This window comes from Bacillus gaemokensis (assembly GCF_001590835.1).
Classification (GTDB): Bacteria; Bacillota; Bacilli; order Bacillales; family Bacillaceae_G; genus Bacillus_A; species Bacillus_A gaemokensis.
In genome coordinates this window covers 600,594-613,641 of sequence record NZ_LTAQ01000001.1, presented here as the reverse complement: position 1 = coordinate 613,641, position 13,048 = coordinate 600,594, and the positions used below count along the sequence as shown (strand labels likewise).

17 protein-coding genes are annotated in these 13,048 nt (G+C 37.0%); 13 read left to right on the top strand and 4 right to left on the bottom strand.

The genetic code is table 11. The annotated features are described in order from the left end of the window. Nucleotides 1-24: 24 nt before the first annotated feature. On the bottom strand, nt 25-249 hold the full coding sequence (locus AZF08_RS03315; protein ID WP_033672635.1) for a hypothetical protein: 225 nt from the start codon (nt 247-249) through the stop codon (nt 25-27). 285 nt (nt 250-534) lie between these two features. On the opposite strand from AZF08_RS03315, the gene sigK reads away from it, so the two are divergent. Together sigK and AZF08_RS03300 are read left to right on the top strand one after the other, a co-directional pair. Then, a complete protein-coding gene (sigK, locus tag AZF08_RS03305; RefSeq protein ID WP_033672633.1) occupies nt 535-1,248 on the top strand; it encodes an RNA polymerase sporulation sigma factor SigK in 714 nt (237 codons plus the stop codon). Nucleotides 1,249-1,552: 304 nt separating this feature from the next. Further along, nucleotides 1,553-2,350, top strand: coding sequence for a phosphatidylserine decarboxylase (locus AZF08_RS03300; protein WP_033672632.1), 798 nt, complete (start codon nt 1,553-1,555; stop codon nt 2,348-2,350). Between the two features lie 148 nt (nt 2,351-2,498). On the opposite strand, the gene sda is transcribed toward AZF08_RS03300, so the two are convergent. Further along, nucleotides 2,499-2,654 carry a sporulation histidine kinase inhibitor Sda gene (gene sda / locus AZF08_RS03295; protein ID WP_000850094.1) on the bottom strand — a complete coding sequence of 52 codons (156 nt, stop codon included), beginning with the start codon at nt 2,652-2,654 and terminating at the stop codon, nt 2,499-2,501. A 243-nt stretch (nt 2,655-2,897) separates the two neighbouring features. Between sda and AZF08_RS03290 the strand changes: the two genes are divergently transcribed. The 8 genes from AZF08_RS03290 to AZF08_RS03255 all read left to right on the top strand — a co-directional run bounded on the left by AZF08_RS03290 (nt 2,898) and on the right by AZF08_RS03255 (nt 8,078). After that, nucleotides 2,898-3,410 (top strand): YqeG family HAD IIIA-type phosphatase, encoded by a 513-nt coding sequence (locus tag AZF08_RS03290; RefSeq protein ID WP_033672631.1) that lies wholly within the window; start codon nt 2,898-2,900, stop codon nt 3,408-3,410. A 3-nt stretch (nt 3,411-3,413) separates the two neighbouring features. Continuing rightward, entirely contained in the window at nt 3,414-4,520 is a 1,107-nt protein-coding gene (gene yqeH / locus AZF08_RS03285; RefSeq protein WP_033672630.1) for a ribosome biogenesis GTPase YqeH, read from the top strand. Nucleotides 4,521-4,535: 15 nt separating this feature from the next. After that, entirely contained in the window at nt 4,536-5,369 is an 834-nt protein-coding gene (aroE, locus tag AZF08_RS03280; RefSeq protein ID WP_033672629.1) for a shikimate dehydrogenase, read from the top strand. 4 nt (nt 5,370-5,373) lie between these two features. Continuing rightward, complete coding sequence (yhbY, locus tag AZF08_RS03275) at nt 5,374-5,667, top strand: ribosome assembly RNA-binding protein YhbY (RefSeq protein ID WP_033672628.1); 294 nt, start codon at nt 5,374-5,376, stop codon at nt 5,665-5,667. 183 nt (nt 5,668-5,850) lie between these two features. Further along, entirely contained in the window at nt 5,851-6,420 is a 570-nt protein-coding gene (locus tag AZF08_RS03270; protein WP_033672626.1) for a nicotinate-nucleotide adenylyltransferase, read from the top strand. After that, on the top strand, nt 6,410-6,979 hold the full coding sequence (gene yqeK, locus AZF08_RS03265) for a bis(5'-nucleosyl)-tetraphosphatase (symmetrical) YqeK (RefSeq protein ID WP_033672625.1): 570 nt from the start codon (nt 6,410-6,412) through the stop codon (nt 6,977-6,979). Before AZF08_RS03270 ends, yqeK begins: the two co-directional genes overlap by 11 nt. Beyond that, nucleotides 6,976-7,329 carry a ribosome silencing factor gene (gene rsfS, locus AZF08_RS03260; protein WP_033672624.1) on the top strand — a complete coding sequence of 118 codons (354 nt, stop codon included), beginning with the start codon at nt 6,976-6,978 and terminating at the stop codon, nt 7,327-7,329. The genes yqeK and rsfS overlap by 4 nt, the downstream gene beginning before the upstream one ends. Beyond that, nucleotides 7,329-8,078 carry a class I SAM-dependent DNA methyltransferase gene (locus AZF08_RS03255; RefSeq protein ID WP_033672623.1) on the top strand — a complete coding sequence of 250 codons (750 nt, stop codon included), beginning with the start codon at nt 7,329-7,331 and terminating at the stop codon, nt 8,076-8,078. The genes rsfS and AZF08_RS03255 overlap by 1 nt, the downstream gene beginning before the upstream one ends. A gap of 171 nt (nt 8,079-8,249) precedes the next feature. Here the strand turns inward: AZF08_RS03255 and comER are convergent, their stop codons facing one another. After that, nucleotides 8,250-9,077 carry a late competence protein ComER gene (gene comER / locus AZF08_RS03250; protein WP_033672622.1) on the bottom strand — a complete coding sequence of 276 codons (828 nt, stop codon included), beginning with the start codon at nt 9,075-9,077 and terminating at the stop codon, nt 8,250-8,252. Nucleotides 9,078-9,155: 78 nt separating this feature from the next. Between comER and AZF08_RS03245 the strand changes: the two genes are divergently transcribed. From AZF08_RS03245 to AZF08_RS03235, 3 genes are all read left to right on the top strand, one after another. After that, a complete protein-coding gene (locus AZF08_RS03245; protein ID WP_033672621.1) occupies nt 9,156-9,755 on the top strand; it encodes a helix-hairpin-helix domain-containing protein in 600 nt (199 codons plus the stop codon). A gap of 62 nt (nt 9,756-9,817) precedes the next feature. Next, nucleotides 9,818-10,375 (top strand): ComE operon protein 2, encoded by a 558-nt coding sequence (locus AZF08_RS03240; RefSeq protein WP_033672620.1) that lies wholly within the window; start codon nt 9,818-9,820, stop codon nt 10,373-10,375. 172 nt (nt 10,376-10,547) lie between these two features. Beyond that, nucleotides 10,548-12,872: a DNA internalization-related competence protein ComEC/Rec2 gene (locus AZF08_RS03235; protein WP_033672619.1), complete on the top strand. Its 2,325-nt coding sequence runs from the start codon at nt 10,548-10,550 to the stop codon at nt 12,870-12,872. A gap of 32 nt (nt 12,873-12,904) precedes the next feature. Here the strand turns inward: AZF08_RS03235 and AZF08_RS03230 are convergent, their stop codons facing one another. Beyond that, a complete protein-coding gene (locus tag AZF08_RS03230) occupies nt 12,905-13,039 on the bottom strand; it encodes a YqzM family protein (protein ID WP_001001652.1) in 135 nt (44 codons plus the stop codon). Nucleotides 13,040-13,048: the final 9 nt, after the last annotated feature.

The following is a 13,048-nucleotide window of genomic DNA, read 5'->3' as shown; positions in this document are numbered from 1 at the left end:
GAAGACCTTTTACGAAAAAAACTTTTACTCTTTATATGTGTCAAATTTGTATAACCAACGTTGTGCGCTAGCAGGTGGTCCATCTTTTATCCATTTAGTGGCACACATTCCGCAAGAGCAGTGTACTTTTCCTTTTGCGAAGATACCAGGTTTCTTAGGGGTATAGTCTAAAATATATTTTGCGATACTCATTTTTTTATTGATGATACGTTGATGATGAGTATAGGCTCGTGTTCTTTCTAATTTCATTTCGCAATCCCTCCTTGTAAGACAAGCAGCTTGCAAGAGGATACAAGGAATGTGTCTCTTACAAGCTACTTATGAACAAGGGACTAGTGAAATTATACATATTCCACACTCCTATCTTTCATTTTTAGTATATGGAAGGAAGCGGGTTGTGGCAATTTTTAATAGAACTAATAATAAACGAATAGGTAATTTAAAAAACATGCACGAACAATATCGTACAGACACAAACAACCACCCGCCCACATACATATAGTAAAGACCACTATTTTGGCGGGGGTGAAGGGTTTGAGTCTATTCGCCGCAATTGGATACATGGTTCGTGAAGTGTTTGTATTTGTTTCTTATGTTAAAAACAACGCATTTCCACAGCCGTTGTCATCAGATGATGAAAAAAAGTACTTAGAGTTAATGGAGCAAGGGGATGCTCAAGCAAGAAATATGTTAATTGAACATAATTTACGGCTTGTGGCGCATATTGTTAAGAAATTTGAAAACACGGGTGAAGATGCGGAAGATTTAATTTCTATCGGAACGATTGGGCTCATTAAAGCGATTGAAAGTTATTCAGCAGGGAAAGGGACGAAACTCGCAACATATGCAGCTCGCTGTATTGAAAATGAAATTTTAATGCACTTACGTGTATTGAAGAAAACGAAAAAAGATGTCTCACTTCATGACCCGATTGGACAGGACAAGGAAGGAAATGAAATATCACTTATCGATATTTTGAAATCTGAAGCAGAAGATGTAATTGATATGATTCAGCTTAGTATGGAGTTAGAAAAGATTAAGGAATATATCGATATTTTAGATGAACGAGAAAAAGAAGTGATTGTAAAGCGCTTTGGCCTTGGTCTTGATAAAGAAAAAACGCAGAGGGAAATTGCGAAAGCGCTAGGAATTTCAAGAAGTTATGTATCGAGAATTGAGAAGAGAGCACTAATGAAAATGTTTCATGAATTTGTGCGGGCAGAGAAGGAGAAGAAAGGAAAAGCATAAATGAGTGATACGGCTGCGGTTTAAGTGCAGCCGTTTTTCTTTTGATGAAAAGGGGATAAAACAAGAAACTCGAGGAGGAAATATACGTTCACTGTTGAAAATGATGGGTTCTATCTGTAATATTAGAAGGTGCTAACGAATTTAAGACGGTAATAGTACTTATTCTTTTTTTTGAGCGAGTGATTGTTTGATTATAAGTGGTAATAAAAACCATTTTTAACAGTTTCACTGTATGATAGAGAAAGAAAAGAAGGGGAAACTAAACTTAATTGTTACATGAAGACTGATTAGGAGGTTTCGTGGTTTGCGACGTACATTATATCGACTTATGATCGAACTTACGAATGGACGTTTTACTTCTTATATACTACGTAAATTTGCACAGTCTCGTTTAAGTTCCATTATTATCTCATCTTATGCAAAAGTATTTCAATTAAATCAAGATGAGATGGAAAAGGATTTAAAGGAGTATCGAACGCTGCATGAATTGTTTACACGTAAGTTGAAGGAAGGAAAGCGAGAAATTGATGCAGAGGCATCAAGTATTGTTAGTCCTGTTGATGGGGTTTTTGCTGATTATGGTCCTATTGAAGAAACGAAAACATTTGATATTAAGGGCAAGCGTTATTCAGTTGTGGATATGCTAGGTAATGAAGAGCGAGCAAAGCGTTATGCCGGCGGTACATATATGGTTATTTATTTAAGTCCGAGTCATTATCATCGCATTCATAGCCCACTTTCAGGTGTTGTGACAGAGAGATTTATACTTGGAAGAAAATCATATCCAGTAAATGCAGCAGGCATGGAATATGGAAAAGAGCCTTTGTCAAAGAATTATCGTTCTGTAACAGAAGTGGACAGTGAAGGGCAACATATGGCCCTTGTAAAAGTAGGTGCTATGTTTGTAAACAGTATCGAGCTTCTTCATGAAAGAAATGCTGTTCAAAAAGGTGAAGAGATGGCATACTTTACATTTGGTTCAACAGTTGTGTTATTGTTTGAAAAAGGAATGATTGAAGCTGTTTCAACATTAAAGAGTGGCCAAGAACTTCGTGTTGGTGAAAAAATTGCAACTCGATTATCTCATGAGAACGAGAAGTAAAAGTTTTACCACAAACTTGTGAGGGCTCAAAGAAGCGAGATAGGCTGATGTGCCTAATGAAGAGTTTTCAAGGATGGAAGTTTCATTTTATTAAAGAGCCATCTTACAGATGGCTCTTTTTACAGGTAGAGCAATGATCTATATGTACTCAAGACGATTTTACAAGCTTGTCCTCTAATGAGCGCCTTATAATTTCTTGTTTTATAAGTAAAATGAAGTCGGGATTTAATTTTAGTTCTTTTGCTTTATAATAAGACTCAGTGAGTAACTCAGTAGATAATTGTTCCATATGTTTCGTTTTCAAGGTGAGTCACCTCCGGTAATAAGAATAGGTTCTTTGTTGCATCTACTGTATCAAAAAAATATGACAGTCACAAATGGGTATTTATCCACAGATCGCAGTGGATAAGATGTGCATGAAGTGTTGATAAATTCTAAATTAACTGAAATATTAATGTGGAAAATGTGTACAATTTTATCCACAAGCTGTCTAGCGAAAAATGTTGTCGAAAAATTTTATGAATACTCCTCAAAGAGGTGAAAGAAATTGAAATTATTTTTACCAAATGAATACGTGAAAAACGTATATCATGTTCAACCAAAAGATTTAAAAGAACGCGGGATTAAAGGGATTATTACTGACTTAGATAATACTTTAATTGAATGGGACCGTCCAAATGCAACGCCGAAGCTTGAACAGTGGTTCTTGAAAATGAAAGAACAGGGCATTCAGGTGACGGTCGTTTCGAATAATAATGAACAACGTGTAAAGGACTTTGCAGATCCACTTGGAATTCCATTTATTCATAGTGCACGTAAGCCGTTTGTTCGTGCCTTCAAACGTGCAATGCAAGAAATGAATTTAAGAGCCGATGAAGTAGTCGTAATTGGAGATCAATTGCTAACAGATGTATTGGGCGGAAATCGTGTTGGTCTTCATACGATTTTAGTTGTACCAGTAGCACAAACAGATGGTTTAGTGACGCGCTTTAATCGGAAGATTGAACGCAGAATTATGAGAAATATGAAGAAAAAAGGTTTAATTAATTGGGAGGAATAAAGTTTGACTGAAACAATTAAATGTATTGGTTGCGGTGTAGAAATTCAAACAGAAAATAAAAATGAAGTCGGGTATGCACCAGCTTCGTCTTTAGAAAAAGAACAAGTAATTTGCCAGCGGTGTTTTCGCTTAAAGAACTATAATGAAATTCAAGATGTGTCTTTAACAGATGATGATTTTTTGCGTATTTTAAATGGAATTGGGCATTCAGATGCACTTGTTGTCAAAATTGTAGATATCTTTGACTTTAATGGGAGCTGGCTGCCAGGATTACATCGTTTTGTAGGGAACAACAAAGTATTACTTGTTGGAAACAAAGCAGATTTAATTCCAAAGTCGGTAAAACCTGATAAGGTAAGACACTGGATGCGTTATAGTGCAAAGCAACTTGGATTAAAGCCAGAAGATGTCTTTTTAATTAGTGCGGCAAAAGGACAAGGGATTGGTGAACTAGCTGAAGCAATTGAAGAGTACCGTGGTGGTAAAGATGTATACGTTGTAGGATGTACGAATGTTGGAAAATCTACATTTATTAATCGTATGATCAAAGAATTTAGTGACGAAACTGAGAATGTGATTACAACGTCCCATTTCCCAGGAACAACGCTTGATTTAATTGATATTCCATTAGATGAAACATCTTCTTTATACGATACACCGGGGATTATTAATCACCACCAAATGGCACATTACGTTGGGAAACAAAGCTTAAAGCTTATTACGCCAACGAAAGAAATTAAGCCGATGGTATTCCAATTAAACGAAGAACAAACATTGTTCTTTGGCGGATTAGCAAGATTTGATTATATTAGTGGTGGCCGCCGTGCATTCACTTGTCATTTATCAAATCGTCTACCAATTCATCGCACGAAACTTGAAAAAGCAGATGAATTATATGAAAATCATGCTGGGGCATTATTAAATCCACCAACTCCAGAAGAGCTAGAAAATATGCCTGCGCTTGTGAAATACGAATTTAATATTCGTGAGCCAAAAACAGACGTTGTATTCTCTGGATTAGGCTGGGTTACAGTAAATGAGCCAGGTGCAAAGATTGTTGCTCATGTACCAAAAGGAGTTAGTGTTTCATTACGTAAATCTTTAATTTAATACGGAGAGGGATTTATGAAACAATTATATGGTGTAATCGGAAATCCAATTGGACATTCATTGTCACCACTCATGCATAACGATGCATTTGAGCACTTGAGTATAGATGCTCACTATCATGCATTTCTTGTAGAAGAAGAGACGCTGGGGGAAGCGGTGAAAGGTTTAAAGGCATTAGGGGTCTCAGGATTTAATGTAACGACTCCGCACAAAGTTTCCATTATGAAACACTTAGATGAAATTGACCCGTTAGCAAAACAAATTGGGGCTGTGAATACGGTAGTTCATCGAGATGGAAAACTGATTGGTTATAATACAGATGGAATTGGTTACGTTCGTTCTTTACAATCAATTAGTAAAGAACCGCTGAATCGAAAGCGGATTTTATTACTTGGTGCAGGTGGTGCCTGTCGTGCTATCTATTTTTCACTTGCAGACGCAGGTGTAAATGAAATTGATATTGCCAATCGAACAGTAGAAAAAGCAGAGCAGCTTATTGCTGGGGGGCAATCGAAGATTACATCACATGCTCTCTCGTTAGAGCAAGCAACAGAAGAACAAGGGAATTATGATATTATTATTCATACAACAACGATAGGTATGCATCCGCGTATACAGCATACACCTTTGCAAATTCGTTCTTTAAAACCAGCGGCAATTGTTTCGGATATTATTTATAACCCATTTGAGACAAAGCTTCTGCAAGATGCGAGAGAAAAAGGTGCAATTGTCCAAAATGGAATTGACATGTTTGTTTATCAAGGGGCACTTGCATTTGAAATGTGGACAGGGCGTATGCCTGATGTTGAAAGAATGAAACAATTAGTAATGAAAAAGCTTGGAGGCTAATTATATGTTAACAGGAAAACAAAAAAGATTTTTACGTGCAAAGGCACATCACTTAACACCGATTTTTCAAGTTGGAAAAGGTGGAGTAAATGAAAATATGGTAAAACAAATTGCAGAGGCGCTAGAAGTTCGTGAATTGTTTAAAGTGAGCGTGTTACAAAACTGTGAATTTGATCGTCGTGAAGTTGCGGAAGAACTTGCGAAAGGTGCAAGAGCAGAAATCGTTCAAGTAATTGGAAGCACAATTATTTTATATAAAGAGTCAAGAGAAAATAAACAAATCAAGCTTCCACAATAGTAGTTTGCAGAACTGGATGTGTATAAATCATTTCCGGGGCTGTACGGGGTGAAATGTAACTTTTATTAGTGAGAAGTCGTTCTCACTAATAAGAGTTGGACCAATTGAGCTTTTACGGGTAGTAGGTTCTCCGTATATTTTTTGAGGAGGCTTACTGCATGTAAAGTAAAGGAGGCGTTTCCTTTGAAAAAAATCGGAATTATTGGTGGTACATTTGATCCGCCTCATTATGGGCATTTACTGATTGCGAATGAAGTGCATGATGCATTAGGGCTTGATGAGATATGGTTTTTACCTAATCAAATCCCGCCGCATAAACAGGATCGCATGATTACAAGTGTAGAAAGTCGATTGAAGATGCTAGAGTTAGCAACTGAACAAGAAGAGCGTTTTACCATTTGTTTAGAAGAGCTAAACAGGGAGGGCCCATCTTATACATATGATACTATGTTACAATTAACTAAGAAGCATCCGGATGTGAAATTTCACTTTATTATTGGCGGAGATATGGTGGAGTATTTATCGAAGTGGTATAACATTGATAACTTACTTCAGCTTGTAACTTTTGTTGGAGTTGCGCGACCTGGATATACATTACGTACGCCGTATAAAATTGTTACAGTAGAAATTCCGGAGTTTGCTGTTTCTTCTTCGTTATTAAGAGAGCGATATAAAGAGAAGAGAACTTGTAAATATTTGCTTCCAGAACAGGTGCAGTCATATATTGAGAGGAATGGGTTGTATGAATCGTGAGCAAGCACTTGAAATTGTGAAACAACAAATGCATGAAAAACGTTATATACACACGATCGGTGTAATGGAAACTGCAATTGAACTTGCAAAAATATATGGTGTTGATGAGAAAAAAGCAGAAATGGCTGCTATTTTTCATGATTATGCAAAATGTCGACCTATCCAAGAAATGGAAAGTGTTATTAAGCAGGAAGGGTTGCCAAAGGATTTACTACAATATAACAAAGAGTTATGGCATGCGCCGGTTGGGGCATACTTAGTAGAAAAAGAAGTCGGTATTACAGATTCTGAAATTCTGCAAGCAATTACATATCATACAAGTGGTCACGAACGGATGACAATGCTCGATAAAGTTATTTATGTAGCGGATTATATTGAACCTAGTCGTAAGTTTCCAGGTGTAGAATTGGCGCGAGAATTAGCTCAGGAAGATATAAATAAAGCTTTATTATTTGCATTAAAGCGAACAATTCAATTTTTAATGGAAAAGGATCAAACGATCTATCCGTTAACATTTCAAACATACAATGCGGTTATCAAGGAGGAAATTACTGAATGAAAGATAGAGAATTATTAGTATTAGCAGCAAAAGCAGCTGATGATAAAAGAGCAGAAGATATGGTTGTATTAAATATGCAAGGTATTTCACCAATTGCGGATTATTTTATTATTTGTCACGGGAATTCAGATAAACAAGTACAAGCAATTGCACGTGAAATTAAAGCGAAGGCACATGAGTTACAAGTTGATGTACAACGCATGGAAGGGTTCGATGAGGCGCGCTGGGTGTTAGTGGACCTTGGTGATGTAGTTGCACATGTATTCCATAAGGATGAGCGTGATCATTATAATTTAGAACGTCTATGGGGCGATGTACCACGTGAAGATATTACAGAAGAGTTAAGCTAATGAGATACGAGCAATTTGCAATGCTGTACGATGAACTTATGAATGATGTCCCATACGATAAATGGGTAGAATTCACAGAGGAGAGTTTGCAGCAGGCAGGAATGAAAGAAGCGAAGATTCTTGATGTAGCCTGCGGAACTGGTAATGTAACGCTTCCGCTTATGCAAAAAGGCTATGACATGATTGGTGTTGATCTTTCGGAAGAAATGTTAACGGTTGCCCAGCAAAAGCTTGGGGGAGAAGGGTATCTGATTCCTTTTTATCAACAAGACATGAGAGAATTGGATGTTCCAGGTGAATTTGATTGTGTAACCATCTTTTGTGATTCATTGAATTATGTGTTGCAAGAAGAAGGTGTACAGGAAACGTTTAGAAGAGTATTTCATCATTTACGTCAAGATGGTCTACTTTTGTTTGATGTACATTCTCTCTACAAAATTCATCACGTATTTCAAAATGAAACGTACACAGTGAATGGAGATGAAATTGCTTTAATTTGGAATTGCTTCCCTGGGGAAGAATCCGATAGTGTAGAGCATGATTTGACATTTTTTGTACAAGATCAAGAGGAAGATGTATATCATCGTTTTGATGAATGTCACGTGCAACGTGCATATTCAATTGAATTGTTAACAAAATGGCTTGAAGAGGCTGGATTTACAGTGCTTCGTGTCACAGGTGATTTTGAGCGTATGGAAGTAACGGAACAAACAGAACGTATCTTTTTTATGGCAAAAAAGAATGGATAAAACAAAAGCAACCGACAAGGTTGCTTTTGTTTTATAGATAATATGTTGTTTTCTTTATAGAAAAATCGAAAAGTAATGTGTGTAAACTAGAGTAATAAGAGTTGTGATGAAAAGATCATGTGGAAAAGATAAGAATTTATAAAAGGATTTTGTATCATAATGGCGTATTCTTTACGTGTGCGTATTAAATTGTTGTTCAACGCCTTCTAAATCTTCATCGTATTTTTCATGTGTCCGCTCAAATAATTTATGGAACATATCTCCGACGTGCCCCTCCAAAATACGAATCCCCTCTCCTGTAACACCGCCTTTTACACATACTTTCTCTTGTAAAGTTGGTAATGTAAATATTTCTTTTTCTAGTAACTTCCCCATCCCGATAATCATTTCACTTGCTAAAGTAGTTGCTTCTTCATGAGTAATATTCGTTTTTTCTGCAGCTGCGTCAATGAAACATTGTAATAAATAACTGAAGAATGCTGGCCCGCAGCTCGCAATATCAGATGAAACTCGTGTAATATCTTCTCCGATTACAATTGGCGTAGAAATGTTTTTGAATAAACGAAGTAATGTTTGTTTCCATTCCTCCGAACAATTTTGTCCGAATGTAAATAGTGAGGCGCCAGAGAATGCACGGTTTGTGATGCTTGGGATAATACGTGCGACATGACAAGATACAACCTTTTCTAACTGAGAAGCTGATATGGGACTTGTAATAGAAATTAAACATTGATCATCTGTAAAGTGAGCGGCATGTTTTGCTAAAATCGGATATATGTCTAAAGGTTTAACGCAAATGAAAATCAGTTGAGAGCGCTCTATTACGTCTTGTATTGTCTTTGCTATATGAACAGAAGGATACTTCTCTTTTATATGATATGCTTTGGCAGGCGTCCGATTAACAATAGTAAGGCACGAAGGCTTGACAGCACGGGTTTCTAAAAATGCATCGATTAGTATATTCCCCATGTTTCCTGTCCCTATAATTCCTATGTTCAATGTTTCACCCCTCCTTCGTAACATCTTTCTCCTAAACAATATGAACCATGTTGTGAAATTATGAATTGGAGGTGTAAAATGATACGAAATTTTCAAAAGAAGTGGTTTGCCTTGTTAGGGGCTGTTGGAGTTGTGGTGGTCCTTTTTATATGGCAGACGAAGTATCAAGCTGAGCAGCCAATTGTTAAAGTTGATACGAATGTAAAAAGTGATGAGAAGAAAGGAAAATTGAAATTAGCAGAATCAAAAGAACAGAAGAAAGTGATTATGATTGATATAAAAGGTGCTGTAAAACGGGAAGGTGTGTATGAGATGAGAGAGGGAGCTCGCGTAAAAGATGGTATTGAAAAAGCGGGAGGTTTTTTGCCAGAAGCGGATGTAGCGAAGGTGAATTTGGCACAAATTGTGCAAGATCAAATGCTTCTTAATATTCCGAGAAAAGGAGAACAAGTACAAGGGGCAGAGGTATCGTCGCACCAAAGCGGAAAAGTTCAAATTAATGCTGCCTCGAAAGAGCAGCTTGAAAAAATAACTGGGGTTGGTCCTAGAAAAGCAGAAAGTATTTTGAAATACAGAGAAGCGCACGGACCGTTTCAAAAAATAGAGGACTTATTAGAAGTGGATGGTATTGGAGAGAAGTTTTTAGAAAAAATAAAAGATCAAATAATTATACCGTAAAAGATTGACGAACTTTTTCTTCTTTCGCTACACTACAAGTAGATAAAAAAGTAGGTGAAGATATGGAACGAATTTCTTGGGATCAATATTTTATGACGCAAAGCCATCTATTATCACTGCGTAGCACGTGTACAAGGCTTGCGGTAGGAGCGACAATTGTCCGTGATAAGAGAATTATTGCGGGGGGATATAACGGTTCAATCAAAGGTGGTGTGCATTGTATAGATGATGGATGTTACGTCATCGATAACCATTGTGTTCGCACAATCCACGCGGAAATGAATGCGTTGCTGCAATGTGCTAAATTTGGTGCGAAAACAGACGAGGCAGAAATCTATGTCACGCATTTTCCTTGTTTACAGTGCTGTAAAGCGATTATTCAAAGTGGTATTACGGCCGTGTATTATGCGCGGGATTATAAAAATCATCCGTATGCGGTGGAGTTATTTGAACAAGCAAATGTGAAAGTAAAACATGTTCCACTTGAATATGATATTACATCGTTAGAACAGCAAGATCGTCATGTGCAATTAAAAGAACTGTTTTCATCTTTAGAAAAAGATGATTTAACAATGAATGAGTTACAACAAGTATTCGCTACAGCAAAAAAGATGTTATAAGTGCGTGTTCAAAAAGAAGAATAAAGAGAGCCAAGCAGTTCGAGGTGCGGAAGCCAAGAGGATACTCATGTAGCTGGAACTACATGAGTATCCTCTTGGCGACATAATGAAGGAATGTGACAGCTATCGTTACTGAACTGTTTGAACATCCGTTATAAGGGGGGAGTATGAGTTGCGTGGACAATGGGGCTATGTTGCAATCTCATTTGTTATTGGGATTGCAATTGCCTGTTCCTCGTTTCAGCTGTTGTATGCTAGTTTGTTCGGTTGTTATGTTTTATTTTGTATATATCGTACTTCGCGTCAAGTCCTCGTTTTTTGCATACTGACATGTTTTAGTAGCTTTCTTTATACTTCATACATTGAACAGGAAAATCATCCTTCTAAAGAATTAAATTATAAAGTGACAAATGGTATCATTCAAAGCACCCCTCTTATAAATGGTGATCGTCTTTCTTTTTCGGTGGAAACAAATGGTAAATACGTGGTGCAATTGTTTTACAAAATACAATCGGCTAAGCAAAAAGAACAGTTGCAGCAATTGTATGCTGGTATGAGGTGTACATTTAAAGGGGAACTGAGAGAGCCATCAGAAGCTCGGAATTTTCATGGGTTTGATTATCGAGATTACTTATATAAACAAAAAATTCATTATTTATTTGAAGTAACGGAGATATCGAACTGCACGAAAAGCTCTTTTTCATTTGTACAATGGATTTATTTATTAAGACAAAACGCAGTTTCAGCGATTGCGGAAATGTTTCCTGGGCAATCGGGGGCATTTATGAATTCATTATTGTTTGGAGATAGGAAACAGATGACATTTGAGGTGGAAGAACAATATCAACAGTTTGGACTCATTCATCTTTTGGCGATTTCGGGATCGCATATTGTGCTGTTAATGGCAATTGGCTACTTTATTTTGCTTCGGATTGGATTGACAAGGGAAATGACAACAATATGTCTCGTTGTTTGTATTCCGCTTTATATGTTTTTTGCTGGAAGCTCTCCATCTGTCATGAGAGCTTCTATAACGGGTGTTATGCTATTAGTGGCGCTAATACACTCTATCCGTGTATCAAGTTTAGATGCGCTCAGTATGACGGCTATATTGATGCTTTTATATGATCCTTATATGCTTTTTGATATTGGATTTCAATTCTCGTTTATTGGTAGTTTAGCGCTACTACTATCTGTGAATTTTTTATTGCAGCGTGAGCAAGGACTTGTTCGAAATGCGGTTTATCTCTCGGTTATTTCACAGCTTGCTAGCATTCCTATTTTGTTATATCATTTCGGTTATTTTTCTCCATATAGCATCTTCCTCAATCTCATATATGTCCCGTTTTTATCATGTGTCGTATTACCATGTAGCATTGTGATTTTTACATGTATGCTATTTATTCCTTTCATAGCGAAATGGATTGCATATGGATTATCGGCATGTTTAACGTTTTCTAATGCTATTCTTCAGTATTGTGAAAACCTCCCGTTTCTGCGCTTTACCTTTGGGCAAACACCTGCATTTCTTGTAGTGCTATATTCTTTTAGCATAATTAGTGTATTTATTGTGTGGGAAAGAGCGGCTAGAAAAAAGTTTTTGTTCTTAACTGTTGGATTTCTCCTTTTAGTATGTACTTGTCATTATGTTTCTCCGTATTTTCGTGCAAGCGGAAGTGTTACATTTATTGATGTTGGACAAGGAGATGCAATATTAATTCGCCTTCCGTACGACAAAGGGGTTTATCTTGTTGATACAGGAGGAACGATTCCGATCAAAAAAGAACCTTGGCAGAAGAAAAAACATGAGTTTTCTGTTGGACATGATGTTCTTCTGCCATTTTTACAAAAGGAAGGTATTCGAAAAATTGATAAGTTGATTGTGACGCATGGTGATGCAGATCATATGGGATCGGCTAAAGAATTGATATCCTCTATTGCTGTGGAAGAAGTCGTATTTGGAAAGAAACGAGAAGATACCATGTTAGAAAAAGAATTGAAACAAATTGCAAAGCAAAAAAATATGCGAATAAAGGTTGTAGGAGAAGGGGATAGATGGCAAGTAGATGAAGCGGTATTTACTGTATTATCACCAGAGGGAGGAGAGAAGGGAGATAACGATGCGTCTATTGTATTATGGGCAAAACTAGGGGGGATGAAATGGTTGTTTACTGGAGATTTAGAAGAAAAAGGTGAGCGGCGTATTGTAGAGAAGTATCCAGGGTTACAAGCGGATATTTTAAAAGCTGGGCATCATGGTAGTAAGACGTCATCCTCATCTGCTTTTCTACATCTCATTCAGCCGAAAAAAGCAATTATTTCTGCTGGAGAATACAATCGATATGGGCATCCGCACCAAGAAGTGCTAGAACGTTTTCGAGAATTGAATATTGAAATATGGCGGACAGATGTGCAAGGGGCTATTCTCTATGTTTTTGAAGGAGAAAGTGGAACGTTTCGGAGTAAATTAACATATGATGAGATACGGAAAAGATAAAGTGAAAAAAGGAAGGCCGCGAGTAGCAGCCTTTAAGAACCAATAAATTTAATAATTGTTGCGATGATGAAAAGTGTTGCGAAAAAACCAAATGAGACGATAAAACCTACCCCTGAATCAATAGCGTCATTGCGTTTACTTTGAACGTTTTGTTCAAATTCATTCATTTAGAATCC

Coding starts and splice junctions, on each gene's coding strand:
- rsfS (WP_033672624.1), top strand. CDS start 6,976: ATGAAAGATAGAGAATTATTAGTATTAGCAGCAAAAGCAGCTGATGAT.
- yqeK (WP_033672625.1), top strand. CDS start 6,410: ATGAATCGTGAGCAAGCACTTGAAATTGTGAAACAACAAATGCATGAA.
- yhbY (WP_033672628.1), top strand. CDS start 5,374: ATGTTAACAGGAAAACAAAAAAGATTTTTACGTGCAAAGGCACATCAC.
- AZF08_RS03315 (WP_033672635.1), bottom strand. CDS start 249: ATGAAATTAGAAAGAACACGAGCCTATACTCATCATCAACGTATCATC.
- aroE (WP_033672629.1), top strand. CDS start 4,536: ATGAAACAATTATATGGTGTAATCGGAAATCCAATTGGACATTCATTG.
- AZF08_RS03230 (WP_001001652.1), bottom strand. CDS start 13,039: ATGAATGAATTTGAACAAAACGTTCAAAGTAAACGCAATGACGCTATT.
- AZF08_RS03240 (WP_033672620.1), top strand. CDS start 9,818: ATGGAACGAATTTCTTGGGATCAATATTTTATGACGCAAAGCCATCTA.
- AZF08_RS03245 (WP_033672621.1), top strand. CDS start 9,156: ATGATACGAAATTTTCAAAAGAAGTGGTTTGCCTTGTTAGGGGCTGTT.
- AZF08_RS03255 (WP_033672623.1), top strand. CDS start 7,329: ATGAGATACGAGCAATTTGCAATGCTGTACGATGAACTTATGAATGAT.